At 55.5% G+C, this 24,885-nt stretch carries 22 protein-coding genes; 16 read left to right on the top strand and 6 right to left on the bottom strand.

The features are described from left to right. The 10 genes from CMO10_RS06940 to ftsY all read left to right on the top strand — a co-directional run. On the top strand, positions 1–5,056 hold a 5,056-nt coding region (locus tag CMO10_RS06940), incomplete at its 5' end, for a beta strand repeat-containing protein (protein ID WP_297020078.1). A 159-nt stretch (positions 5,057–5,215) separates the two neighbouring features. After that, positions 5,216–5,350 (top strand): 50S ribosomal protein L34, encoded by a 135-nt coding sequence (rpmH, locus tag CMO10_RS06935; protein ID WP_007091264.1) that lies wholly within the window; start codon positions 5,216–5,218, stop codon positions 5,348–5,350. Between the two features lie 4 nt (positions 5,351–5,354). After that, complete coding sequence (rnpA, locus tag CMO10_RS06930) at positions 5,355–5,816, top strand: ribonuclease P protein component (RefSeq protein ID WP_363928331.1); 462 nt, start codon at positions 5,355–5,357, stop codon at positions 5,814–5,816. Further along, positions 5,813–6,121: a membrane protein insertion efficiency factor YidD gene (gene yidD, locus CMO10_RS06925; RefSeq protein ID WP_297020077.1), complete on the top strand. Its 309-nt coding sequence runs from the start codon at positions 5,813–5,815 to the stop codon at positions 6,119–6,121. The genes rnpA and yidD overlap by 4 nt, the downstream gene beginning before the upstream one ends. Before the next feature lie 45 nt (positions 6,122–6,166). Further along, complete coding sequence (yidC, locus tag CMO10_RS06920) at positions 6,167–7,873, top strand: membrane protein insertase YidC (RefSeq protein ID WP_297020074.1); 1,707 nt, start codon at positions 6,167–6,169, stop codon at positions 7,871–7,873. A gap of 71 nt (positions 7,874–7,944) precedes the next feature. Beyond that, on the top strand, positions 7,945–8,607 hold the full coding sequence (gene yihA, locus CMO10_RS06915) for a ribosome biogenesis GTP-binding protein YihA/YsxC (RefSeq protein WP_297020071.1): 663 nt from the start codon (positions 7,945–7,947) through the stop codon (positions 8,605–8,607). Between the two features lie 39 nt (positions 8,608–8,646). Further along, positions 8,647–9,576, top strand: a complete 930-nt coding sequence (argB, locus tag CMO10_RS06910) for an acetylglutamate kinase (protein WP_082049467.1) — start codon at positions 8,647–8,649, stop codon at positions 9,574–9,576. 152 nt (positions 9,577–9,728) lie between these two features. Further along, positions 9,729–10,751: a GGDEF domain-containing protein gene (locus CMO10_RS06905; RefSeq protein WP_297020066.1), complete on the top strand. Its 1,023-nt coding sequence runs from the start codon at positions 9,729–9,731 to the stop codon at positions 10,749–10,751. A 236-nt stretch (positions 10,752–10,987) separates the two neighbouring features. After that, positions 10,988–12,235 (top strand): tRNA (N(6)-L-threonylcarbamoyladenosine(37)-C(2))-methylthiotransferase MtaB, encoded by a 1,248-nt coding sequence (gene mtaB, locus CMO10_RS06900; protein WP_297020064.1) that lies wholly within the window; start codon positions 10,988–10,990, stop codon positions 12,233–12,235. Beyond that, positions 12,232–13,167, top strand: a complete 936-nt coding sequence (gene ftsY, locus CMO10_RS06895; RefSeq protein ID WP_297020061.1) for a signal recognition particle-docking protein FtsY — start codon at positions 12,232–12,234, stop codon at positions 13,165–13,167. Before mtaB ends, ftsY begins: the two co-directional genes overlap by 4 nt. Before the next feature lie 64 nt (positions 13,168–13,231). Here ftsY and CMO10_RS06890 read toward each other — a convergent pair whose 3' ends face one another. Next, entirely contained in the window at positions 13,232–14,611 is a 1,380-nt protein-coding gene (locus CMO10_RS06890; protein ID WP_297020060.1) for a diacylglycerol/lipid kinase family protein, read from the bottom strand. A 79-nt stretch (positions 14,612–14,690) separates the two neighbouring features. Then, the gene (locus tag CMO10_RS06885) at positions 14,691–15,194 is read right to left on the bottom strand and encodes a Dps family protein (RefSeq protein ID WP_044827002.1); all 504 of its coding nucleotides are present in this window, start codon (positions 15,192–15,194) and stop codon (positions 14,691–14,693) included. A 230-nt stretch (positions 15,195–15,424) separates the two neighbouring features. On the opposite strand from CMO10_RS06885, the gene CMO10_RS06880 reads away from it, so the two are divergent. Both CMO10_RS06880 and CMO10_RS06875 read left to right on the top strand, forming a co-directional pair. Beyond that, positions 15,425–15,883, top strand: coding sequence for a hypothetical protein (locus tag CMO10_RS06880; RefSeq protein ID WP_297020052.1), 459 nt, complete (start codon positions 15,425–15,427; stop codon positions 15,881–15,883). Between the two features lie 109 nt (positions 15,884–15,992). Continuing rightward, positions 15,993–16,574 (top strand): YqaA family protein, encoded by a 582-nt coding sequence (locus CMO10_RS06875; protein ID WP_297020049.1) that lies wholly within the window; start codon positions 15,993–15,995, stop codon positions 16,572–16,574. A 76-nt stretch (positions 16,575–16,650) separates the two neighbouring features. Here CMO10_RS06875 and CMO10_RS06870 read toward each other — a convergent pair whose 3' ends face one another. Then, positions 16,651–16,860 (bottom strand): hypothetical protein, encoded by a 210-nt coding sequence (locus tag CMO10_RS06870; protein WP_297020046.1) that lies wholly within the window; start codon positions 16,858–16,860, stop codon positions 16,651–16,653. Positions 16,861–17,205: 345 nt separating this feature from the next. Here CMO10_RS06870 and CMO10_RS06865 point away from each other — a divergent pair, with 345 nt between their 5' ends. The 4 genes from CMO10_RS06865 (at position 17,206) to chrA (ending at position 21,416) form a co-directional block, all read left to right on the top strand. After that, positions 17,206–17,733 (top strand): RNA polymerase sigma factor, encoded by a 528-nt coding sequence (locus tag CMO10_RS06865; protein ID WP_044827000.1) that lies wholly within the window; start codon positions 17,206–17,208, stop codon positions 17,731–17,733. 1 nt (position 17,734) lies between these two features. Next, entirely contained in the window at positions 17,735–18,016 is a 282-nt protein-coding gene (locus tag CMO10_RS06860; RefSeq protein ID WP_297020041.1) for a hypothetical protein, read from the top strand. A gap of 474 nt (positions 18,017–18,490) precedes the next feature. Then, positions 18,491–19,966, top strand: coding sequence for an AMP nucleosidase (locus CMO10_RS06855; RefSeq protein ID WP_297020039.1), 1,476 nt, complete (start codon positions 18,491–18,493; stop codon positions 19,964–19,966). 175 nt (positions 19,967–20,141) lie between these two features. Beyond that, positions 20,142–21,416 (top strand): chromate efflux transporter, encoded by a 1,275-nt coding sequence (gene chrA / locus CMO10_RS06850; protein ID WP_297020037.1) that lies wholly within the window; start codon positions 20,142–20,144, stop codon positions 21,414–21,416. A gap of 3 nt (positions 21,417–21,419) precedes the next feature. Here chrA and CMO10_RS06845 read toward each other — a convergent pair whose 3' ends face one another. The 3 genes from CMO10_RS06845 to CMO10_RS06835 form a co-directional block, all read right to left on the bottom strand. After that, a complete protein-coding gene (locus tag CMO10_RS06845; RefSeq protein WP_297020036.1) occupies positions 21,420–22,886 on the bottom strand; it encodes a serine hydrolase domain-containing protein in 1,467 nt (488 codons plus the stop codon). 117 nt (positions 22,887–23,003) lie between these two features. Beyond that, positions 23,004–24,152 (bottom strand): MFS transporter, encoded by a 1,149-nt coding sequence (locus CMO10_RS06840; protein ID WP_297020032.1) that lies wholly within the window; start codon positions 24,150–24,152, stop codon positions 23,004–23,006. A 94-nt stretch (positions 24,153–24,246) separates the two neighbouring features. After that, positions 24,247–24,831, bottom strand: coding sequence for a helix-turn-helix domain-containing protein (locus tag CMO10_RS06835; protein WP_297020030.1), 585 nt, complete (start codon positions 24,829–24,831; stop codon positions 24,247–24,249). Between the last annotated feature and the right edge of the window lie 54 nt (positions 24,832–24,885).

The following is a 24,885-nucleotide window of genomic DNA, read 5'->3' as shown; positions in this document are numbered from 1 at the left end:
TGACGGTTCGGACGTTGCGACCACGACTGGTTCGATCACGGTCGATGTGACTGGTGTCGCTGATGCACCGACGCTCGATGTCAGCAATGCCTCCGGCAACGAAGACAGTGCGATCGCGCTCGACATCGATGCCGGTCTGACGGATTCCAGTGAGACGCTGACGGTAACCATCTCCGGTGTCCCGGACGGCGCAACCCTGTCGGCTGGTACGGATAATGGCGACGGCACCTGGACGTTGGGATCAGATCAGCTCGAAGGTCTGGCGATTACGCTGGCTGAGGACTTCAGCGGGTCGTTTGATCTTGGTGTGACGGCAACGTCTGCGGATGGTTCGGACGTCGCGACCACGACCGGCTCGATCACGGTTGACGTTGCAGGTGTGGCGGATGCACCGACGCTGGATGTGTCGAATGCGTCCGGTAATGAAGACACTGCCATTGCGCTCGACATTGACGCAGGCCTCACGGATAGCTCCGAGACACTGACGGTGACCATCTCTGGCGTTCCGGACGGTGCGACTTTGTCCGCTGGTACGGATAATGGCGATGGCACCTGGACGTTGGGTTCGGATCAGCTTGAAGATCTGACGATTACGCCAGCTGAGGACTTCAGTGGTTCGTTTGATCTTGGTGTGACGGCAACCTCTGCCGACGGTTCGGATATTTCGACGACTACGGATTCAATCACGGTTGACGTTGCTGGCGTTGCTGATGCGCCGACCCTTGATGTGTCGGACGCAAGCGGCAGCGAAGATTCCGCCATCGCGCTTGATATCGATGCGGCTCTTACTGATAGCTCCGAGACCCTGACGGTGACCATTTCTGGCGTTCCAGGCGGTGCGACCTTGTCGGCTGGTACCGATAATGGTGATGGCACCTGGACGCTGAGTTCGGATCAGCTTGAAGGTCTGACGGTTACACCGGCTGAAGACTTCAGTGGCTCGTTTGACCTTGGTGTAACTGCGACGTCTGCTGATGGCTCTGATTTAGCAACGACCACAGACAGCATCACTGTTGATGTTGCTGGTATCGCCGATGCGCCGACGCTGGACGTCAGCGATGCCTCTGGCAACGAAGATTCCGCCATCGCACTCGACATTGATGCAGGCCTGACGGATAGCTCCGAGACCCTGACTGTAACGATCAGTGGAGTGCCTGATGGGGCTACCCTGTCTGCTGGGACTGATAATGGCGACGGCACATGGACGCTGGGTTCCGATCAGCTTGAAGGTCTGACGATTACGCCTGCTGAGGACTTCAGCGGCTCGTTTGATCTTGGTGTGACAGCGACGTCGGTGGATGGTTCGGACGTTGCGACCACGACCGGTTCGATCACTGTTGATGTAGCCGGTGTTGCAGATGCGCCGACCCTCGACGTCTCTGATGCGAGCGGTAACGAAGACAACGCGATTGCATTGGATATTGATGCAGGCTTGACGGATAGCTCCGAGACCCTGACGGTCACCATTAGCGGTGTTCCTGACGGTGCCACTCTGTCGGCTGGCACCGACAACGGTGATGGCACTTGGACACTGAGCTCTGATCAGCTTGAAGGTTTAACGATCACGCCGGCTGAAGACTTCAGCGGTTCGTTTGATCTCGGCGTGACCGCAACGTCGGCTGACGGTTCTGACGTTGTGACCACGACTGGTTCGATCACGGTCGATGTAGCCGGTGTTGCAGATGCGCCGACCCTCGACATCTCTGATGCGAGCGGTAACGAAGACAGCGCGATCGCATTGGATATTGATGCCGCGCTCACCGATAGCTCCGAAAGCCTGACGGTGACCATCTCCGGCGTTCCGGACGGGGCAACCCTGTCTGCTGGTACCGATAATGGTGATGGCACCTGGACGCTGAATTCAGACCAGCTTGAGGGTCTTACGATCACACCGACTGAAGACTTCAGCGGGTCGTTTGATCTTGGCGTGACCGCGACGTCTGACGATGGCTCTGATGTTGCAACGACGACCGGTTCTATCACCGTTGATGTCACAGGTGTCGCGGATGCTCCGACTTTGGATATCTCTGATGCATCCGGTAACGAAGACTCTGCGATTGCATTGGATATTGATGCGGGTCTCACCGACAGTTCTGAAACACTGACGGTAACCATCTCCGGGGTTCCAGACGGTGCGACTTTGTCTGCAGGTACGGACAATGGCGACGGCACATGGACACTGGGTTCCGATCAGCTCGAAGGTCTCACGATTACACCGGCAGAGGACTTCGGTGGCTCGTTTGATCTTGGTGTGACGGCAACGTCTGCGGATGGTTCGGACGTCGAAACGACCACTGGCTCGATCACGGTCGATGTTGCCGGTGTTGCTGATGCACCGACGCTGGACGTTAGCGATGCTTCTGGCAATGAAGACAGCGCGATTGCGCTTGATATCGACGCAGGCCTCACCGATAGCTCTGAGACCCTGACGGTGACCATCTCCGGTGTTCCTGACGGGGCTACCCTGTCTGCGGGCACGGATAATGGTGACGGTACCTGGACGCTGGGCTCCGATCAGCTTGATGCTCTGACGATCACGCCGGCTGAGGACTTCAGCGGTTCGTTTGATTTGAGCGTTACTGCGGTCTCGGCCGACGGTGAAGATGTTGCCAGTGTGAGTGACACGATCACCGTGGATGTGGCCGGGGTTGCCGATACGCCGACGTTGGATGTCAGCGATGCTTCTGGGTCGGAAGACAGTGATATCGCGCTTGATATCGCAGCAGGGCTTTCGGATGCGTCGGAAGTTCTGTCTGTGACGATTTCCGGCGTTCCGGATGGCGCCAGCCTGTCGGCCGGTACCGATAATGGCGATGGGACCTGGAGCCTGGCGCCGGCAGACCTTGAGGGGCTTACCGTTACACCTGCTGACGACTATTCCGGATCGTTCGACCTTTCCGTCAGTGTGACTTCGACCGATGGCGCGGATACGGCGACCTCAACCGATATCATCACCGTGGATGTTGCTGGCGTTGCCGATGCGCCGACACTTGATGTGTCGGATATCTCTGGCGACGAAGATACGGATATCGCGATTGATATTGATGCTGGCCTGACTGACAGTTCGGAAACCATGACGATTACGGTTTCCGGCGTGCCCGATGGTGCAAGCCTGTCTGCCGGGACCAACAATGGTGATGGCACCTGGACGCTGAGCCCGGGCGATCTTGAAGGCCTTACAATTACGCCTGCCGATGATTACTCCGGTTCGTTTGATCTTGGTATCACGGTGACCTCGACCGATGGCAGCGATACCAGCAGTGTCAGCGATACGATCACGGTTGATGTTGCCGGTGTGGCTGATACGCCAACCCTTGATGTCGAGGATGCCAGCGGGGATGAAGGCACCGCCGTTGCCCTTGATATCGATGCGGCTGTCACCGATTCCAGTGAAACGCTGACCGTCACCATTAGTGGCGTACCTGATGGCGCAAGCCTGTCGGCCGGGACGAATAATGGTGATGGCACCTGGACGCTGACGCCAGCCCAACTGTCGGGTCTGACGATTACGGCGGCTAGCGATTATTCCGGCACGTTCGAGCTGACCGTTTCGGTCCAGTCACGTGATGGCGAGGATACCGCGACCACGACGGCCATTCTTGAAGTCACCTTTGACGAAGTTCAGGACGACGATGAAGTCATCTGGGACCCGAATGATGATGGTGAGATCGAAACCGGATCGGGCAACGACACCGTCGGTGGCAATAACGGTGATGACACGATTAGCACCAATGCCGGCAACGATACGGTCTGGGCCGGAGAGGGTGACGACGTCATCTATGCCGGCGAGGGCGATGACAGTGTTACCGGTGATGGTGGTGACGACACGATCTATGGCGGTGGCGGGGATGACACCCTGCACGGTGGTGAAGGCCGTAACACCATCGATGGCGGCACCGGGAATGACTACATCACCGGCGGCAGCGACCGTGACACCATTACGTCAAGTGCCGGTGACAACATCGTTTATGCCGGTGAAGGCCGCAACTACATCGAAACCGGTGCTGGCGATGACAGCCTGTATGCCGGAAGTGGTGATGACACCATTCTGGGCGGCGACGGTGACAACTATGTCAGTGCCGGCGAAGGGCGCAATGACATCACCACCGGATCCGGGGATGACAGCATCCTCGCCGGAAGTGGCAACGACACCGTCAGTGCCGGGGATGGCGACAACTATATCAATGTCGGTGAAGGCAAAAACACCATCACGTCCGGGATCGGTGATGACACCATCATGACCGGATCGGGCGATGACGTGATTGATGCCGGGGACGGTGATAACACGGTCTATGGCGGTGAAGGTCGCAATACCATCGATACCGGCAGTGGCGACGACACCATCACGACCGGAAGCGACAAGGATACGATCTCCGCTGGTGATGGTAACGACAACATCGATGCCGGGGATGGCCGCAACACCGTCTGGGGCGGTGGTGGCGATGACTCGATCCATGGTGCCTGGGGTGATGACACCTTCTATGGCGGCGATGGCAACGACATCCTCAATGCCGATGGTGGTGATAACGAGTTTGACGGCGGTGCCGGTGACGACACCCTGACAGCCGGTTGGGGCGAAGACACGTTCTTTGGTGGCGCTGGCAATGATACGCTTGATGGCGGCGGTGGTGACGACACGCTCGATGGTGGCGACGGCAATGATAGCCTTCTGGGCGGTGCTGGCGACGACATGCTGATCGGCGGGGCTGGCAACGACATGCTGCTGGGTGGTGAGGGGAATGACACCCTGATCGGTGGCATCGGCGATGACAGCCTGTATGGCGGCGGTGGGTCGGATCTGTTCATCTTCAACATGGGCGATGGCAATGATCATGTTGATGGCGGTGCCAACGGCTGGACCACGGATACCATCGAATTGCATGGTGTCGGTGGCGGCGATATCGACTCGAGCGACTGGACACTTGTCCTTGATGAAGGCGAGATTACCAAAAGCAAGGGCAGCTCCTTTGAACTCAGCACCGATTCGTCAGGAACAATCGTATTTTCCGACGGTTCCGAGTTGACATTCTCCAATGTCGAACGTATCGAGTGGTGACGAATTCACTATTCGGATGCCGTCGGGACGAAATCCCGGCGGCATTGCCGGTTTTCTGGGGGTAAATGCCCTGTCACGAGTTGACAGCTCTGGTGTGAAGCCCTATACAGCGGACCTCGAATTTTATCGGATTACCTTATTTAGAACGGAGTAAGTGCAGTGAAGCGCACCTACCAGCCAAGCAAACTCGTACGGAAACGCCGCCACGGCTTCCGTTCCCGCAGCGCGACCGTCGGTGGCCGCCGTGTGCTGACCGCACGCCGCGCCAAGGGCCGCAAGCGTCTGTCGGCCTAATGTTGTGACCGTTTCGGTGGAACGCCTTAAAAAGCGGGCGGAGTTTCTCCGCGTTGCGGGCACCCGCCGGAAATGGGTTACACAGGGATTGATCCTGCAGGGCGCACCGCGGCCGGGGATCAAACCGGACACAGAATACGCCGGTGAAGACCGACTCGCACGAGTCGGGTTTACCGTCACCAAAAAGGTGGGAAAGGCCGTCGTCCGCAATCGCGTTCGGCGGCGTTTGCGTGCTGTGGCAGAGCAATTGATGAGCGAACACGCATTGCCCGGTTGGGATTATGTCGTGATCGGTCGCGCGCAGACCATTGATCGGCCGTTTGACAAGCTGATTGATGATATGCGTTTTGCCCTGCGTCGGGTTCCTGATGCCAAGCCGTCTGCGCCTGATGCGCGCCGTCCGAACAAAGGACGGGGCAACCGCAAGCCAGCCGGTTCGACGAAGGCAGGAGACCAAGGGAGATGACAGAAATGCGTGCTCCCGGTTTTTTTGCCCGTCTTCTTCAAGTCGCAGTTCGCGGCTATCAGCTGTTTTTGTCGCCATATATTGGGTGGTCGTGCCGTTATCAGCCGACCTGTTCGGCTTTTATGCTCGAAGCATTGGCCCGTCATGGTGCATTAAAAGGCGGCTGGATGGGATTTAAACGGATAATGCGTTGCCATCCATGGGGTGGTCATGGTTATGATCCCGTGCCCGGATGTGGCTGTGAACAGAACAAAGCGTCGTCGGATGGTGAAAACCGGTCCCCGGCGCTTTCGTCATGTAAATAGAATATGCGGTCGGCACCTGCTGGCTGAAAAAAGCGGAAAGAGGCGATGAACGAACAACGTAACCTGTGGGTAGCAATTGCATCGGCAGTTGTGATTCTTATCGGGTGGCAATTCTTCTTTGCGCCCGAGCCTGATCCTCAGGTTCGTGAAGCGCAGGTTCGCGAACAGCTGAATGCGGACGGAACCAACACCCCGCAGGTATCCGGTCCGGCCGTACCAGGTGGCCAACCCGCCGTTCCGGCCGTCAAGCGCGAAGACGCGCTGGCCAAGTCGCCTCGTATCAAGATTGATACCCCGCGTGTCGAAGGTTCGATTCGTCTTGTTGGCGGTGTGATCGACGATATCCAGCTTCAGGATTATCGCGAGACCGAAGAAGACGACAGCCCGCTGATCCACGTTCTGAACCCGACCGGCAGCAATGATGCCTATTTCGCGGAGTTCGGCTGGGTCGGTGCGAAAAGCGGTATGGCGCTGCCAAACAGCGACACCGAATGGACCGCAAGCAGCGAATTGCTGACACCTGACAGCCCGGTCACGCTGACCTGGGATAACGGTGAAGGCCTGACTTTCAAACGTGAAATCGCGATTGACGAGAACTATCTGTTCACCGTCAACCAGTCGGTCGTCAACAATACGGGCGGCGATGTCGTTCTGTATCCGTATGGCCTGATTTCGCGCAAGAACAAGCCGCAGACCGCCGGTTTCTATATCCTGCACGAAGGCCCGCTTGGCGTGATCGACGGTACGCTTACCGAGATCGATTATGACGACTTGGCCGATGACGGTGCGGTTGAGCAGAAAACGACCGGTGGCTGGCTTGGTATCACCGACAAATATTGGCTGGTTGCGCTGGCACCGTCCTCGGACGAGGAACTGACCACGCGCTTTAGCCACCATGTTGCGGAAAATTCCGACAAGTATCAGACAGATTACCTTGGTGCCCCGCGCACCATCGCATCCGGCTCCGAAGGTGTGGCGGAACCCCGCCTGTTTGCCGGTGCAAAGGAAGTCGATCTGCTTGATACCTATGCCGAGGATTACGGGATCACCAACTTCGATCTCGCGATCGACTTTGGCTGGTTCTACTTCCTGACCAAGCCGTTCTTCCTGTTCCTGCAGTGGCTCTATCATCTAGTTGGCAACTTTGGCGTTTCGATTCTGGTGATCACGGTCATCATCAAGGCGATCATGTTCCCGCTGGCCAACAAGTCGTACAAATCGATGAGTGCGATGAAAAAGCTGCAGCCGCAGATCACCGAGATGCGCGAGAAGTTCAAGGACGATCGTCAGCGTCAGCAGCAGGAAATGATGGCGCTCTATAAGCGTGAAAAGATCAATCCGGCGTCCGGTTGCTTGCCGATCGTTGTTCAGATCCCGGTCTTCTTCGCGCTCTATAAGGTTCTGTTTGTCAGCATTGAAATGCGCCATGCGCCGTTCTTTGGCTGGATTCAGGATCTGTCGGCACCTGATCCGACCTCGCTGTTCAACCTGTTTGGTCTGATCCCGTGGGATCCGCCGCAGATGCTGATGATCGGTATCTGGCCGTTGATCATGGGGATTACCATGTTCCTGCAGCAGAAACTGAACCCGGCTCCGGCTGATCCGACCCAGGCGAAGATCATGATGTTCCTGCCGTTCATCTTTACCTTCATGCTGGCAAGCTTCCCGGCAGGTCTGGTGATTTACTGGGCATGGAACAACCTGCTGTCCATCGCACAGCAGCGCTACATCATGTACAAGATGGGGATGTAATCCCCATCTACCCTTCACGGGTTGACCTTCCCTTCGGGGAGCATCCCCGATCAATCGGGGAAGGAAAGACGATGACACAAGAAAACCTGCCGTCGGCAACTGCTATTCCGACGCATGAAGACTCAGTGATCGAAGCCGGGCGGAAGCTTTTTAGCCGCCCGGTTAACTTCGTTCTTGGCGTGGCTCAGCTTGAACAGCTCCCGCCTGAGGAAAAGACCGAGATTTGCTTTGCCGGTCGCTCGAATGTGGGCAAGTCCAGCCTGATCAACGCGATCACCGGGCGCAAGGACATTGCGCGTACATCGAACACGCCAGGCCGTACCCAGCAGCTGAACTATTTCGATCTTGATGGTGCCTGCTATGTTGTGGATTTGCCGGGCTATGGATTTGCCCAGGCCCCCAAGGACATCGTTGATACATGGCATGCGCTGATCAAACAGTATCTGCGCGGGCGTGTTACGCTGCGCCGTGTGTTTGTTCTGATCGATTCCAGACATGGCTTCAAAAAGGCCGATGAGGATATGATGAAGCTGCTTGATGAGGCCGCAGTGCCTTATCAGGTTGTGCTGACCAAGGCAGACAAGCTAAAAAAGGGTCAGCTTGAAAAGCGGATCAAGGAAGTGGTCGACGGATTGGTCAAACATCCCGCTGCCATGCCGCAGATCTTTGCGACTTCGAGTGAGAAAAATACCGGACTTGCCGAGCTGCGGGCAGAGATTTCCACTCTGCTCTGATGCTGCCAGCTTTACCGTGCGACAAAATGGGGAAGTGAAATGAACGAAGAAATCCGTTCTGAAGAAGACAATTCGGAAGCCAGCGCATACCGCATGCTGGCACGTGCCAAAGTGCTTTCCGAGGCTCTTCCCTTTATGCGCCGGTTCAACGGTCAGAAAATCGTGGTCAAATATGGCGGTCATGCCATGGGGGACCCGGAACTGGCGCGTTTGTTTGCGCTCGACATGGTGCTGCTCAAACAGGTCGGTATGAACCCGATTGTGGTACATGGCGGCGGGCCGCAGATTGGCCAGATGCTCAAGCAGCTTAACATCCAGTCCGAATTTGTTGACGGTCTGCGCGTGACTGACCAGCAAACCATCGACGTTGTCGAGATGGTTCTGGCGGGCAAGATCAACAAGGAAATCGTATCAAACATCAATGCCGCCGGCGGTGTTGGCGTTGGCCTGTGTGGCAAGGATGCGAACCTGATTACCGCGCGTAAACTGACTCGCACCAAACGCGATCCCGAAAGCAATATCGAGAAGGTTCTTGATCTTGGCTTCGTTGGCGAGCCGGTGAAGGTCAATCCGCACGTTCTTGATTGCTTTGCTGATACCGACATCATTCCGGTGATCTCGCCCATTGGTGTGGGCGAAGACGGTCAGACCTATAATATCAATGCCGATACGGCTGCCGGTGCGATTGCAAAAGCCGTTGGTGCAAGCCGCCTTTACATGCTGACCGACGTAAAAGGCATCCTTGATCAGGACAAGAACCTTGTACGCGACGCCGACACCGCCCACATCAATGCTATGATTGCCGATGGCACCATTCAGGGCGGGATGATCCCGAAAACGGAAACCTGCATGGATGCCGTTGAAAACGGGGTCGAAGCCGCTGTGATCGTTGATGGGCGTGCACCGCATGCAGTTCTGCTTGAACTGTTCACCGAACGCGGTGCCGGTACGATGATCCGGGGTAACTAAAGGTCGATGGTCGTCCGACACTTTCGGTTAGTTTAATTCGACGTATATCTGGCTCCGCTGGGCAATTTGGGGTATGTTGAGGCCAATCATTATGCGGTTAACGCATAACGCCTTGACATTTCTAATGAAAACACGAGCCCGGAGCACCCGTTGTGACCACAGCGGACCATCAGATTTCCCGCCATTGGGATCATGCCGAAGCGACGCTTAAGGCCCTGCGCGAGCGCGGATTGCGCCCGACGCCAGAGCTTTATCATGTCTGGTTTGTCTATTATGCCGAAGAAAACCCGGAAATCCTTCGGGTCATTGATGCGGTGCAGGCCAGTGGTGAAGATCTGGCCGAAGACACCCTGCTGCAGCTTTATTACCGTTACATCTTTGACCGGCAAGCGGCCGATTTCCTGCAGCGCGGCATGGAAGACTTCTCCGAGCTTGTTGAAAGCAGTGATGAATGCCTGACCACAGCGCATACCGGTCTTAAGGATTATGGTGTGCTGCTCGGCCGGTCGCTTGAAACGCTCAAGGATCACAAGACGGTTAGCCCGGTCATCAGTGAAGTCCTTGAAAAGACCGACGCGATGCAGAAAACGGTTGAAGGTTTGCATCAGCGTCTTGATCGCTATCTTGGCAAGGTCGAACGTCTGCAGCGTGAACTCGAAGAAACCCGCGAGCGGTCCTACACCGACGGCCTGACGCGTGTTTCCAATCGCATGTATTTCGAAGAGCAGCTCAATCAACTGGTTGCCGAACATGATCAGGCCAAAAAGCCCGAACCGTTCTGTGTGATGATCGTCGATCTTGATCAGTTCAAGGCAGTCAATGACCGGTTTGGTCATCGTATTGGTGATGAAATCCTTGTTCTGATTGCCTCGATGCTCAAAGCCAACATCAAGGGCCGCGATGTGGTGGCGCGCTATGGCGGGGATGAATTCGCCATTCTGCTGCCCCAAACGCCGCTCTCTGATGCGATGGTCCTGGCCAATGATATGAGCAAACGCATCGCTGATCGTGAAATCAAGGCCAAGCAATCGGGCATTTCGTTTGGTCAGATGACCATATCGATCGGTGTTGCCGAATATGTCGCCAAGGAAGGCGGAGCCAAGCTGATTGATCGCGCCGACAGTGCCCTTTATCGCGCCAAGAAAGAAGGCCGGAATCGCAACTACGCGGCTTAGTGCCTTGCGCGTGGGTATTTCCAACCCGTGATCGGATGTCAGGAGATGATTTGCGCGCCTGTTGCATGTGTGTCATGAGGGGCGCAGACTTGCATTGAAGCGTTCAAAAGCGTATGTAACCAGCGCCCGGCAAGGATAGATGTCCTTGCCGGGCGTTCCGCACTTGCAGCATCCTTTTTGATTTGCGCGGGCGGAAATATTCCCGAATTCGAACTTTGGATCGCAGAAGACCGAGCATGAAAGAGCCGCGCGTCGTCACATTTGGTTGTCGCCTTAACACCTATGAATCCGAGGTGATGCGCGACCATGCCAAAACTGCCGGGCTTGATGATGCCATCATCATCAATACCTGTGCGGTCACGACCGAGGCGGAGCGTCAGGCGCGCCAAAGCATTCGCCGTCTTCGCCGGGAAAACCCGGATGCCAAGATTTTCGTTACCGGCTGCGCGGTTCAGGTCAATCCGGACAAGTTTGCCAATATGGGCGAAATCGACCGCATCTTTGGCAACGATGCCAAAATGAAGGCCGAAACCTTCATGCTGCCCGAACATGAACGCGTTGTGGTCAACGACATCATGTCGGTCGAAGAAACCGCAAGCCATCTTGTCTCGGGCTTTGAAGGCCGTGCACGCGCCTTTGTACAGGTTCAAAATGGCTGCGATCATCGCTGCACCTTCTGCATCATTCCCTATGGCCGCGGCAATTCACGCAGTGTGCCGATGGGCGAGATTGTAAGCCAGGTCCGTGAACTGGTCGCCAATGGCTATAGCGAAGTGGTTTTGACCGGGGTCGACATCACATCCTATGGTCATGATCTTCCGGGGCAGCCGACATTGGGGCAGATGTCGCGCCGTCTTCTGGCGCAGGTGCCCGAGCTGCCGCGTTTGCGCATTTCATCGATTGATCCGGTCGAGGTGGATGAAGACCTGTTTCGTCTGATCGAGACAGAGCCGCGCCTGATGCCACACATGCATATCAGCCTGCAGGCTGGCGATGACATGGTCCTTAAGCGTATGAAGCGCCGCCATTTGCGTCAGGATGTGGTTGATTTCTGCAAGAAGGTTCGCGATCTGCGCGCCGATGTAACGTTTGGCGCCGATATCATTGCCGGTTTCCCGACCGAGACCGATGAAATGGCCGAAAACACCCTGCGTCTGGTCGATGAATGTGGCCTGATTTATCTGCATGTCTTCCCGTATTCGTCGCGCCCGGGTACGCCGGCTGCCAAAATGCCGCAAGTGCCCAAGGACCTGCGCAAGGAACGCGCAAGTGCGCTTCGCGAAGCGGGTGAAGTACAGCTCAACAAGTTCCTGCAGTCCCGCATCGGGATGGTCGAGAATGTGTTGGTTGAAAAGGAAAATACCGGTCATACGGAGCATTTTGCTCCCGTTCTGCTGGATCGCGTGATAGAACCGGGCACAATAGCCAAGGCCAAGGTAACCGGCCTTGAAGATGGAAAACTGATTGCGGAGCTTGCGGGATGAGTGAAGAGGGGAAAAAAAGCTGGTTTAGCCGCCTGAAAGACGGGCTGAAACGGTCCTCCTCAAAACTGACCACCGGGATTTCCGATATCTTCACCAAGCGCCGTCTTGATGATGACGCGCTTGAGGAATTCGAAGATCTTCTGATCACATCCGACCTTGGTGTCACGACCGCTGCGAAGCTGAGTGCGGAACTGGCCAAGACCCGGTTTGACAAGGAAGTCGATTCCGCCGAGATCCAGGAATTCATTTCCGAAGAAGTCGCCAAAATCCTTGATCCGGTGGCCAAGCCGCTGGTGATTGACGCCAACAAGAAGCCGCATGTCGTGCTGGTTGTCGGCGTGAACGGATCAGGTAAAACCACCACGATCGGCAAGCTTGCCAAAACCTATAAGGATCAGGGCCTCAAGGTTATGATGGCTGCAGGCGATACGTTCCGTGCCGCAGCGGTCGAGCAGCTTAAGGTCTGGGGTGAGCGCACCGATTGCCCGGTGGTCGCGCGCGACACAGGGGCCGATGCCGCCGGTCTGGCCTTTGATGCGATTGAGCAGGCCCAGCGTGAAAATTACGACCTGCTTCTGATTGATACGGCCGGGCGTCTGCAGAACAAGGCGCATCTGATGGACGAGCTTAAAAAGATCGTCCGTGTGATCAAAAAGCGCGATGAAACGGCCCCGCATGACACGCTTCTGGTGCTTGATGCCACCACCGGTCAGAACGCCCATTCACAGGTCGAAACCTTTGGCGAGGCAACCGATGTTTCAGGTCTGATCGTGACCAAGCTTGATGGCACGGCAAAGGGCGGGGTTGTCGTCGCACTGGCCGAAAAATTCGGCAAGCCCGTGCACGCAATTGGCGTGGGCGAGGCGGCCGAGGACCTTCGTCCGTTCGAAGCCAAATCCTTTGCCAGAAGTTTGGCTGGTCTGGAAGACTGATCGAGGCCTGTCACGAGAATACGCAAAGCAAAAGACCGCCAAATGGCGGTCTTTTTTTTATCGCTCAGAGTTCCTTGATGATATAGCCAAGATTGCCGTTGAAATGATCAATCTCGGTTGCAAGCGCCTTTACAGGGTCAGCGACGTCGCTTGGCAGCTTGTCTTGTGAAATCGCCGCAATCTCGCGCGTTAAAAGATCAGCTCGCGCCTTAAGGCCATTGGCAAGGCGGGTGTCGGCATTCCCCAGCAACCAACCCATGACTTTATCGCGCAGTTCTTCAAGGTTTTGCAGATCCGGGTCGGGTGAGGCGGCATTGATCCCATAGGGACGCAAGCCAAGCTCAAGCTGTCGCGCAATGCTGCGCAGATTGCCGGCACTGTCATGACACAGTGCCTTAAGCTCGGCGTTCTGGGCAACGGGATAGATCGCCTCGAGACGCAAGGCAAAATCAACCGTGTCACGCATGACATCATTGATTTCATTTCGCTGCGGCAGGGTTTTGTTCCCTGTGCTGTCAGTGCCTTCGATCTGGTCGACAAAGCTGTTAGGCGCAAATACCGGCAGGATCCCGGCATGAATGGAAAACAGGGCAGGCAGTTCGCCAATGATTTCCCCGTCGGCCAGAATCGGCGCGCCTTTCTCGCCTTCAACCTTGATGGTGTCGCATTGCATGGTGGTGGCATAACTGCTGTCATCGACCGAACCAAACAAAAGCTCGGCCGCGATATCAAGGCCGCTCAATGTATCGACGCTGTCGCGGATGGCAAACATATGCAAAAGACCGTCTTCGGGGCTTTTGGTTTCACTCGGTCGCAGTCCGCCACCGAAATAGCGGCCATTGGTGATGGTCACCTGGCGCAGTTTCATCGCCTGTGGTTCTTCATCGCCGCAGGTAATGGTCAGATCAAGCGGATCCATTTCATGCCAGCTTTGCCAGTTGGCAACTGCATAGCTGATCGCACCCAAGGTGCGCTTAAGGTCCGGATTGATGCGTTTGCGTGCATCTGCCGGTACCCCGATGCTGGCCGCATTGACAAAGCTTTTTTCATTCACACTGCCGATATCAAGCATGCGGATCTGTCCATGAATGGCCGCGCGCGCGGCATCAATCAGATCATCGGGCAGGGTCAGCGTGCGGGCAAAATCATTTGCCGTGCCAAGCGGGATCGGGATCAGCACGACCTTCTGGGCAATGACGGTATCAAGAACGGCATTAATAGTGCCGTCACCGCCGCCAACGGCGACGATGTCACCGGCGGTGCAGGCGCTTTTGATCCGATCCTTGATGGCTTCGGGATCGTTGCAAAGGGTCAGCTCTGTTGTATAGCCGGCATCCTCAAACACGGTGCGCAGTGGCTGTGCGCCGTTGCCGCGCCAGTCTTCGGGCAGCTTTCCCTTGGTCAGTAGAAGATGAACCTTGCCAGTCAGATCAGAGCTTTTCATGACGATGCACCATGGTTGATAGGGCACAAAAAAGAACCGGCGCCCGAAGGCGCCGGCGTATCATATCACATTGACATGATTAGGATATCGTCGCGCGCAACATCCATGCTGCTTCTTCATGGACACCGATGCGCTCGGTGAGCATGTCTGCGGTTTTGACGTCCTCGACGTCTTCGGCGGCCGCGACACCCTTACGGAGCAAGCGGGCCATTTTTTCATGGTCGTCGACCAGTTCCTTGACCATGCCTTCGGTCGGAAGCAGTTCCGTCTGATCATCGATCACGGAGTTGTTCATCATCTCGCTCAGGCCGGTCGGTGCCGAGAAGCCGATTGCACGAATGCGTTCTGCCATATCGTCAATCGCGGTATTGAGATCTTCGTAATGCTCCTCGGTCATTTTATGGAGCGAATAGAAGGTCGGGCCAACCACGTTCCAGTGAACGCCACGAATTTTGGCATACAGTACATGCGACGATCCAACGATCTGCGTCAGCATTTTCGCCAGTTCGCGACGATCCTTGCGGTCCACGCCAGTCTCGACGGGAAATTCCTTCGCAACGGTCTGCATACTGCTATGTGCCATAACTAAAACTCCTTTTGTTTACTGCGCGCCCGAGAAATCGGTGAATGCATCATGGTTGATGCGTCGTACCCCGCTTCGTGTGTGGGCGCTTACCATCGAAAACGTCGATTTCGACAAAAGGTTCCATGAAATAAAATTAACACAATCGGAACATTCTTTCGCACCATCCGTTGTTTAGTGTAAGCAGCGCGCAAGTAATTGTGCTGCACTTGTTTAATAAGGAGGTTGTGATGCTGAACAAGACTATGCTGATGATCGGTACTGTACTTATGTCTGTTTCTGTTATGACGCCGGCATATGCCGGGTCTGCTTCATCAGATGACACGATGAAAACCGATGATGCATTGAAGTCCGATGCCAACGAGCTGGGCAACGAGATTGCTGCACAGTATGAGGACGCCAAGGACTTTACGTTCGAGCAGAAAGAAGACTTTCTTGCCTGGGTCGACACCAAGACCGACCAGCTTGGCGAGCAGTATGACGATGTTTCCGCACGGGTCGCCGACGACAGTGAAGAAGCCGTCGACGAACTGGCAGAAGCATGGGATAGCGCAAGTGACGAACTGAGCGATGCGCTTGAAAATGCCAAGGATGCATCTGCGGAAACCTGGGAAGATGTGAAGGCCAATACCGTAAATGCGCTTGAAGATGCGCAGAAGGCCATCTCGGACAGTCAGACCGCCGAATAAGACGTCACAACCTGAACTCGGCGGTTTGACGTCCGAGGTTAGCAGCCCGCCCGGCTTCGGGCGGGCTGCTTTTTGTTTGGGGCAGTAAGACGCTAATAAGGAACAGTGAATGTCGAGCGACGAGAAACAATCAGGACAACGGATAAGGCGCGCGTTCGATTATGCGCAGACCCGTCTTGCGAAACTTGCCGAAGGCCGCAAGGGACTGGGCGGTATATCCGTGGCATCGTTCCTTGAAACCACCATTATCCCGATCCCGATCGAAGTCATTGTCGCCCCGATCATGGCGGCATCGCGTACGCGCGGCTTTATTGTTGCAACGGTAACGTTGGCGGGCAGCGTGCTGGGGGCACTGGCGCTTTATCTGCTGGCCTGGATTCTGTTTGATGAATTTGCCCAGCCGCTTATTGATATGGTCGGTGGGCAGCAGCAATTTGATGATTTGCAAGGTCAGTTTGAAGAAGGTGGCTTCTGGGTGGTGTTTGCCATCAGCATTACACCGGTCCCGATGCAGATCGCAGCCCTCGCCGCCGGGGCGGCGTCCTATCCGTTCTGGCTGTTCGTGATTGCGATTACGGTGTCACGCGCGCTCAGATACTATGGATTATGGTTGCTGGTTCTGGGGTTTGGTGCGGGAATTGCCCGAATCTTCGAAGGGCGAAAGCCTGAACTCGGGCGTGAAAGCCCGTAATTTCGGTTTAAAATATCTGCGAAATACAAAAATCCCCGGCTTTGGCCGGGGATTTTTGTTGGGTAAATCAAATTTTTTATTCCGGCTCGATACGGAAATCGCTGGTGCTTTTGCCCTCGGTATCGGGATCATCGATGTCCTCAGCGATCAATCCGCGGCGAATAAGTTCGCGGATTGCGGCCGCGCGGGTCGGCATTCGATGGTCAAATCGCCAGTCATCAATGACTTTCAGCTCGTCGTCATCAAGCATGATCTGGAGCTTTTCTGTTCTCTTCGACGTCGGCACTTAGGGGTTTCCTGTCATTTTCAGGGGTTCTTAAAACCGCCTGAAGCCATTGAAAATCAAAGCGTTCAAGAATTTTGGAGTAACTTACGTTACCGCTGTTTGTTCCATAACACAACCATCTTGCTGAATATGTGTCAGTTCGATGTCTGATGTAAGTAATGTAAAGTAATCATAAGTCGTAAATAAGGTAAAGTGATCAAGTGAATTACGTTGTGTAAAGTAAGTGTGTTCATGGTGTTGTGTAGTATATGTGTGTTCCTTGTGTTGCCTAAGTAGAGCATACGATTTTACTTTTATTTTTATTTTGGTTTGTTACGGTCAGCTCATCCGAACAAGGAGGTTGTGATGTCTGAACAAGTGATGAACGAAATCGAAGATCATGTCCCTGCGCTGCGCCGTCATGCGTATCGTCTGACCGGCAGCACCGATATGGCACAGGACCTGGTCCAGGACACGCTGTTGAAAGCCATCAGCAAAAAGGACCAGTTCGAAGAGGGCACCAGCCTGAAAGCCTGGTTGCACCGTATTCTGTTCAACACGTTCATTTCCGGAAAACGTCGTGAAAAGACACGTGGCCCGCAGGTCGATTGGGATGATCTTGGCGACGTCTATGGTCACGGCAGCAATCAGATGGCCCGTCTGCAGCTTCGTGATGCGGACCGTGTGCTTGAAAGCCTGCCCGAGCAGGAACGCGAAGCCATCATGCTGACGGCTGTTGATGATGTGTCCTATCAGGACGCCGCCGATCAGATGTCAGTCGAGATCGGTACCGTTAAGTCCCGCGTGGGTCGGGCGCGTCGCAAACTGCGCGCATCGGTTGGTCGAATCGAAGCCCGCGAACACGCATCACGTTATGTCTCGGAGGCAGCATGATATGAGCCCAGTTCTTGCGATATATGGCAAAGAGCACATTCTTGCCTATGTACGCGGGACGCTTGAAGACGACGAAGAAAAACAGGATATCGAAAGTCTGGTCGAAAGTGACCCACGTGCTGCGAAGATTGTGCTTGAGTTGGAGCCGGCCGAGTTAGGTGACCCATGGGCACTTGATGATGCTGTGCAACGACGATTGAAAAAGTTGCAGCAGATCGCAGACGAGCACCGATATTCTGGTTTGATGCCAGGGGATGTCAAAATTGATCATGCATCAAATTGAATTGACATAAATGACCAATGGTCATATAAGGATTGCACATCAGGGTTGATCGTCTTTTCCCTCAACGTCTAAGGCCCTTCCCTGAAATTGCCGAAACCGTCCCCCGGTTTCGGCATTTTTTTTGCCTGCGTTTCCCAGCCGCGCCGATTTATACGGGTGTGTTTATGAACACCGGGTCGGTTATGGCGGGCTCCTCAAAACTGTCATTTGGAATTTTTGAAAATAAATCCGACATATAGGTCATAAGCTTCTGAAACTTCCGGGAAAGGTTTGATCTGATATCCTTTCGATTGTCTCAAATCTGGCGTTTTGACGTCAGGATTGAACGAGATGGCAAAGTTTTCGGTTGTCAGAAGACGGGCGGGCGGTGATAAATCTCTCGCTCCAAGGGCTTTTGTCATTGATCCGTCGCTGTTTTATGCTTCGTGATCTGGCAGACGACCCAAACAACAATAACAAAAAGGAGCATCCAATATGGTTTCTGAAGTCCACGGATCGGTACGCGATCTGTTTGAATTTACCGACGCCGACAGGGCACTTGCGCGCATCAAGGACATTTATGCGACCGGTGCCAATGCCGTCCAGGAGGCCTTTAACCGTTTCGGTCAAGGCCAACAATCTTCCCCGGTACGTGCCTATTATCCGTATCTCGGCATTGAAGTGCCGCCGGAAAAGTTGCATGTCGAAAGCACGCTTTCATTCGGCGCACCGCGCGATCCGGGTGTGTATGGCACGACCCTGACCCGTCCGGACCTGTTTGAAGAATATTACCGCGAGCAGATCGAACTTCTGCTGAAAAACCATGACGTTCCGGTCGTGGTAGGTGTATCGGACCGCCCGATCCCGTTGCCGTTCCTTGTCGAAACCGCAACCGACAGCATAGGCCCGAACGATATTCGTCCGATGCAGTTGATCTTTGATATGCCGGATCTGGCGCGCACCGATGATGATATCGCCAATGGTGTTCATTACGGATCGAACGCAACGCCGGGGCCAAAGCCGCTGTCGCTGTTTTCCGGCGAACGTGTCGATTACTCGCTCGCACGTTTGCGCCATTACACGGCAACCGCACCTGAGCATTTCCAGAAGTTTGTCCTGTTCACCAACTATCAGCGCTATGTCGATGAATTCATCGAATTCGCCAAGGAACAGCTCGAAGACCCGAAAAGCCCCTATGTCGCCTTTGTCGAACCGGGACCGAAGGTCAGCGTGCGCAAAAACGCACCAAAGGACTGGGTAGAAAGTGGTGAAGCGGTCAAGCAACTACCGCAAATGCCGTCCTATCACCTGATCCGCGAAGACGGTCTTGGTGTTACCTTGGTCAATATCGGTGTCGGCCCGTCAAACGCCAAAACCGCGACGGATCATATCGCGGTTCTGCGGCCGCATTGCTGGTTGATGCTGGGGCACTGTGCCGGTCTGCGGCGCAGCCAGTTGTTGGGTGATTATGTTCTGGCCCACGGTTATGTCCGTGATGACCATGTCCTTGATTCCGACCTGCCGCTGTGGATTCCGGTGCCGCCGATTGCCGAGGTGCAAGTGGCATTGGCAGATTCGGTCACCAAGATTACCGGCCTTAAAGGCCGTGAAATGAAGGCCCGCATGCGCACCGGGACGGTTGCCACCACCGATAACCGGAACTGGGAACTACGTTATAGCGAACTGTTCGTTCGTCTTAACCAGTCGCGTGCCATCGCGGTTGATATGGAAAGTGCGACCATTGCCGCCAATGGTTTCCGCTTCCGTGTGCCGTACGGCACGCTTCTGTGTGTTTCGGATAAACCGGTGCATGGCGAGTTGAAATTGCCGGGCATGGCCAACAATTTCTATCGTCAGCGCATTGGACAGCATTTGCAGGTCGGGCTGGATACGATTGACACGCTCCGTCAGGACGTCAATCAGCTTCATTCCCGCAAGCTGCGCTCCCTTGATGAGCCCGCCTTCCGCTAGGCGATTTTCGGGCAATACGTCCGGACGTTAAAACTAAAACCCCGCCTGTGGTAAAATGCCGCAGGCGGGGTTTTGTTATGAAAATGTGACGAATGGCCACATGGCGGCTTTTGACTTTGCTGCCTTTCGCTGATTGCGTATGGTCAGGCGAAATCAGGGTAGGGCAGGAAAACACATGCCAAACGCGACGTCACAAAACGAAACTTCAGGCGGTCCTGGGGGCAGCCAAACCTCATCATTGCCGGTGGGCGGCGTTGGTCTGTGGCAGATATTCCTGATTTTCCTGCGGCTTGGGCTGACAAGCTTTGGCGGGCCGGTCGCCCACATTGGTTATTTCCGTGAAGAGTTTGTGGCGCGCCGTAAATGGCTGAGCGATGCGCGTTATGCCGATCTGGTCGCACTTTGCCAGTTCGTGCCGGGACCTGCCAGCTCGCAAGTTGGCATGGGTATTGGCATGGCGCTGGGTGGCTTGCGCGGATCTCTGGCGGCCTGGCTTGGTTTTACCATGCCCTCTGCCATTGTGTTGGCAGCGCTTGGGATGGCGTTTGTCGGATTTGATCTGGGCAGTGTCGAAGGCATCATTCGCGGCCTGAAACTGGTGGCGGTTGGTGTCGTGCTGCATGCACTTCTTGGCATGGCGCGCAGCCTGTGTCCGGATGTGATCCGTGCCATTCTTGCCGTTCTGGCGGCTGCGATCATGATCGCCAGTGATACGGTTCTGGCCCAGTTTGGTGTCATCCTTGGCGGCATGTTTGCCGGTTTCGTGTTGCTGCGTGGCAAGGTTGCCGGGGATGTCGATTCTGGTCATGCACCGCGTTCGGCCAAGGGGGCGGTGATTGCCCTTTGTGTGTTCTTTGCCCTGCTAGTCACGTTGCCGGTTCTGGCGGAACTTGATCCCACCGGTTTGTTTGCCGTGATTGATGGCTTTTATCGAAGTGGTGCCTTGGTATTTGGCGGCGGGCATGTGGTTTTGCCACTGCTTGAAAATGCCGTGGTTGCACCGGGCTGGGTGGATGCTGAGACCTTCCTTGCCGGCTATGGCGCGACGCAGGCCGTCCCCGGTCCGATTTTTACCTTCGCAGCCTATCTTGGTGCGGCCCTGCATACCGGTTCAGGTGGCAGTGGTCTGGCGATCAGTGCACTGACGTCGCTTGTGACTTTGATCGCGATCTTCTTGCCAGCCTGGCTGTTGGTCGTGGGGCTTTTGCCATTCTGGGATCGGGTGCGCCATGTACCGTCAATGCGCGCCGGATTGATGGGAGTGAATGCTGCCGTCGTCGGTTTGCTGGCGGCGGTTCTGTATGATCCGATCTGGACGGGTGCCAATCTGGATATCTTTGATATCGGCTGTGTTGTATTGGTCTTTGCAATTTTGCAGTGGCGGATCGCACCGGTCTGGGCTGTGGTCGGGGCCGGTGCCGTGATCGGCTATCTTGTCGGGATTTTCTAAGCGCTAGCCGTCATTTACTTCGGTTGCCGCGTCTTCCCCGCCTTCCGGATTTTCGGCATCAGGTTGCGGCAGATCGGCCTTGTCGGGGAACACTGCCGTCAGGTCGGCGATGAACTTGCGCAGGTCAAAGGCACTGCGATTGCGCGTCACACCAAACCGGACAACCACCAGATCGCGCGACGGAATGACCGTCATCGATTGACCATCATGACCAAGCGAGAAAAAGGCATCTTCGGGCAGTTGGGTGATGTCATCACGCGGGGTGCCGTCCTCGTTCCGGCTGCCGGGTAGATCAAGCCACCAATGCGCCCCATAAAGGCCATAGGGGTCTTCTGCCGCCGGGCTGGTGGAATAGCCAACCCAGCCTTCCGGCAACAGGCGCTCGCCATCCCACACGCCATCTTGCAGGAACAGTTGGCCAATCTTGGCCCAGTCGCGTGCGGATGCATGCATGAAGCTTGAGGCGATAAAATAGCCTTCCGGGTCGGTTTCAATTACCGCACTGCTCATGCCCAGTGGGCGGAACAGAAGTTCGGTCGGGCGGCTTAGATATGTTGTGCGCGATCCGCTCAGATTGCGGATCGCAGCGGACAGGATATTACTTGCCCCGGAATTATAGGCGAAATTGCTGCCCGGCGTATTTTCAAGCGGCATGGAAACGGCGTAGCCCGCCGCAGCCGGTTCGATAAACAGCATTTGGACCACATCAGATAACGGATTGGCGTAGCTTTCATCAAACTCAAGCCCGCTTCGCATGCGAAGCAAATCATCATAATTGATGGTCGCGCGCGGGTCGTTTGGTTCGGCCTGCCATTCATTGATCAGAACCGGGTCCTGAAGATGGGAAATCATGCCTTCAAACCGCATGCGGCCAAGGATGACATTAAAAACGCTTTTGGTCATCGACCAGCCCGGCAGCGGCGTTTCGGCTGTGATCCCCTCGGCATAACGTTCGGCGACAACCTTGCCTTCATGCAAGATAACAACCGCGCGCGTGCGGCGTTCCGGATGCAGGCCCGGCTCATCCATGACATCAAACAGGATGTTATTCAGCGCCCGGCGGTCCACATTGGCCGGCGGCGGGGTCGTCAGAAGCGGCTTGGCGGCAACCGGTTTCATCACCGGGGTGGCATTGCGCAACTGGGCGATATGATCAGCATCATCGGCCAATGTGCACCCCAGATTCGGGCGATAGACCGCAAAGCGCTTGCGAAAGCCAAACGCATGGGCGCTCACGGTCTGATTGCGCAGGTCCACATTGGTCGTGATCAGCGATAACAGGGGATTATTGTCGGCAAGAATATCGACATCACGTGCACGGGTTGATGTGAGGCCATTCACAAAAATGGCAGAGCACATGATCTTTGCGCTATAGGCCGCACCGACGGGTGCCAACCAGATGAAAAACACAGCCAGAACAGACAGGCCGATCAATATCAGTCCGATAAAGATGGCCTTGATCAACTGCATTCCACTTCCCTAAATCTTTTTGACTTTGTTGGGGTGGAAAGGGTCGCCTGCTTCGCGGGATAGGTCAAGCCACCGTATCGTATAGTTTCAAAATGAATTTCGTCTAATGAACACTGCCTAACCCTGCTTGCGCAGCGAGATCAGGAAGCCAGCGAAGTAAAATCCGCCCAGAACGGCTGCCGCCCCGACCCAGCCATTCTGGTCAATCATCGCCCCGGCAAAGGGCGGGACAATGACGACAAAAATCTCGGCAAACTGGGCCAGCATCCCCTGCAGGGCCGGCATCGAAAGGCCGTCTTTGGCGATCTTTGGTAACAGGGCAAAGCAGGTCCCGGCAACCGCCCCCTGACAGATGTTAAAGATGATCAATGCGGTGATGCTGATCGGGACCGAGGTGCTGACAAACAGGGTCGAAATTGCAATCGCCATGACTGGCAGGAACAACATCAGGATCGTCCTGCCCGAAACATCCCGGCCCAGAACGGTGCCTGCGGCAACACTGCCGACGACATTGCCGGCAATTGCGGTGGTGCCGATGATCCCGGCTGACAGCGCAATGCCGATATCAAGATTATCGGCGAGCATCGCGGGCATGAAGGCAAGGGCGGCTGACGTTGCCCCGGCAAAGGCGGCAAAGGTCAGTGCGACCTGAAGGGCTGCACGGGATTTCAAAACACCGATCACACCCAAAAGCAGTGATCGGCGCGTGCTGCCGGTTTCGGGTTTATCCATGAAGGCCAAAAGGGGCAGTAAAGCAAAGATCGGCAGGGTGCAGGCACCAACCGCCAACCGCCAGTCAAGCCAGGTCACCACAGCCGCACTGATCCAGTTGCCGACCGCAATGCCGACCGGAATGAAGGTGCCCCAGATACTCATGGCCATGGCGACCAGTTTCGGGTTCTTGAATGCGGCCATCCAGCTTGGCGCACCAACAACAATCAGAAGGTAGCCAACACTGGTGACAATCCGCCCCACATATAAAAGGGAGCTCACGCTTGCGGTGGCAAAGATCAGCGCACCCAAAATCATCATCACACCGCCAAGTACCAGTGACTTGCGCAATCCCGCACGTGCGGCCCAAACCCCGGCTGGGATGGCGCACAGCGCACCGGCGGCGGTAATCAGCGATGCCACCAAGCCAAATTCCGCCTGGCTAAGTCCAAAACCGGCCCGCAAATCCGGTGCAATCGGCCCAATCAGCCCGACCTGCATCGAGGCGGTCAGTCCAAGTCCATAAAGAACAATAACAGCGGTGATGGGGGGCATCGGTCAATTCCGTGGGGCAGAGGGCAGCGGGGCGAGTGAATTGATTACCCGATTTGCCCCACTGAACGCCACGTATGAAATATGCGCGCCGCGATCAGACGTGATTTGGCTGCTGATCAAAGCCGGTGGTCAGGCGAACTGCCGTGCCATCCGACAGGAAAAAACGCTCCCACAGGATATAGCTATCGACAATCCGCAATGGATCGCCGTCCCGGCGGGAGTTCTCAAAGGTCAGGTGATCGGTCTGATCTTCGTGCCAGCCCAGATCATGCAGGCTTTTTTCGGCCGACGCGATTTCCGGCGTGGCAAACCGCCAGAGCGAGGTGCCCAGCAACGGGGTAGCATCGCGTTGCCATTCGGCCTCGCGCGGGCTTGATACACACAGTAAACGATGAGATCTATCTTCGATCAGATGTACGCGCTGGGAAGACTGCATTACCAGCCGCTTGATCGCGTGATCCAGGCGGAAATTGCGTTTGCGCGTCATCATCTGATGGATCAGGTTATATTGCAGTGGGGCCGGGCTTTGCGCACCGCTTTCCCAGCGCGATACAGTTGCCTGCGTCACGCCAAGAATATCGGCCAGACGCGATTGCTTGATATCGCTTGTGCGCCGCCACTGGCGCAAAAGGCGGCCAAAATCCTTGTCTGGTGCGATGGCTTCAGGCAGGCGTTTCATATCGATCAACCAATTCAGAAGATCTTTAAATCTAGCACAGAATGAACTGCTCGG

The sequence above is a fragment of the Thalassospira sp. genome (assembly GCF_002709775.1).
GTDB lineage: Bacteria > Pseudomonadota > Alphaproteobacteria > Rhodospirillales > Thalassospiraceae > Thalassospira.
Note: the sequence above shows the minus strand (reverse complement) of the source record. Positions and strands in the feature narration are given on the sequence as shown.

Coding starts and splice junctions, on each gene's coding strand:
- chrA (WP_297020037.1), top strand. CDS start 20,142: ATGCCAAACGCGACGTCACAAAACGAAACTTCAGGCGGTCCTGGGGGC.
- yihA (WP_297020071.1), top strand. CDS start 7,945: ATGACACAAGAAAACCTGCCGTCGGCAACTGCTATTCCGACGCATGAA.
- argB (WP_082049467.1), top strand. CDS start 8,647: ATGAACGAAGAAATCCGTTCTGAAGAAGACAATTCGGAAGCCAGCGCA.
- ftsY (WP_297020061.1), top strand. CDS start 12,232: ATGAGTGAAGAGGGGAAAAAAAGCTGGTTTAGCCGCCTGAAAGACGGG.
- CMO10_RS06865 (WP_044827000.1), top strand. CDS start 17,206: ATGTCTGAACAAGTGATGAACGAAATCGAAGATCATGTCCCTGCGCTG.
- CMO10_RS06875 (WP_297020049.1), top strand. CDS start 15,993: ATGTCGAGCGACGAGAAACAATCAGGACAACGGATAAGGCGCGCGTTC.
- CMO10_RS06835 (WP_297020030.1), bottom strand. CDS start 24,831: ATGAAACGCCTGCCTGAAGCCATCGCACCAGACAAGGATTTTGGCCGC.
- mtaB (WP_297020064.1), top strand. CDS start 10,988: ATGAAAGAGCCGCGCGTCGTCACATTTGGTTGTCGCCTTAACACCTAT.
- yidD (WP_297020077.1), top strand. CDS start 5,813: ATGACAGAAATGCGTGCTCCCGGTTTTTTTGCCCGTCTTCTTCAAGTC.
- CMO10_RS06880 (WP_297020052.1), top strand. CDS start 15,425: ATGCTGAACAAGACTATGCTGATGATCGGTACTGTACTTATGTCTGTT.
- CMO10_RS06840 (WP_297020032.1), bottom strand. CDS start 24,152: ATGCCCCCCATCACCGCTGTTATTGTTCTTTATGGACTTGGACTGACC.
- CMO10_RS06890 (WP_297020060.1), bottom strand. CDS start 14,611: ATGAAAAGCTCTGATCTGACTGGCAAGGTTCATCTTCTACTGACCAAG.
- yidC (WP_297020074.1), top strand. CDS start 6,167: ATGAACGAACAACGTAACCTGTGGGTAGCAATTGCATCGGCAGTTGTG.
- CMO10_RS06845 (WP_297020036.1), bottom strand. CDS start 22,886: ATGCAGTTGATCAAGGCCATCTTTATCGGACTGATATTGATCGGCCTG.
- CMO10_RS06860 (WP_297020041.1), top strand. CDS start 17,735: ATGAGCCCAGTTCTTGCGATATATGGCAAAGAGCACATTCTTGCCTAT.
- CMO10_RS06855 (WP_297020039.1), top strand. CDS start 18,491: ATGGTTTCTGAAGTCCACGGATCGGTACGCGATCTGTTTGAATTTACC.
- CMO10_RS06885 (WP_044827002.1), bottom strand. CDS start 15,194: ATGGCACATAGCAGTATGCAGACCGTTGCGAAGGAATTTCCCGTCGAG.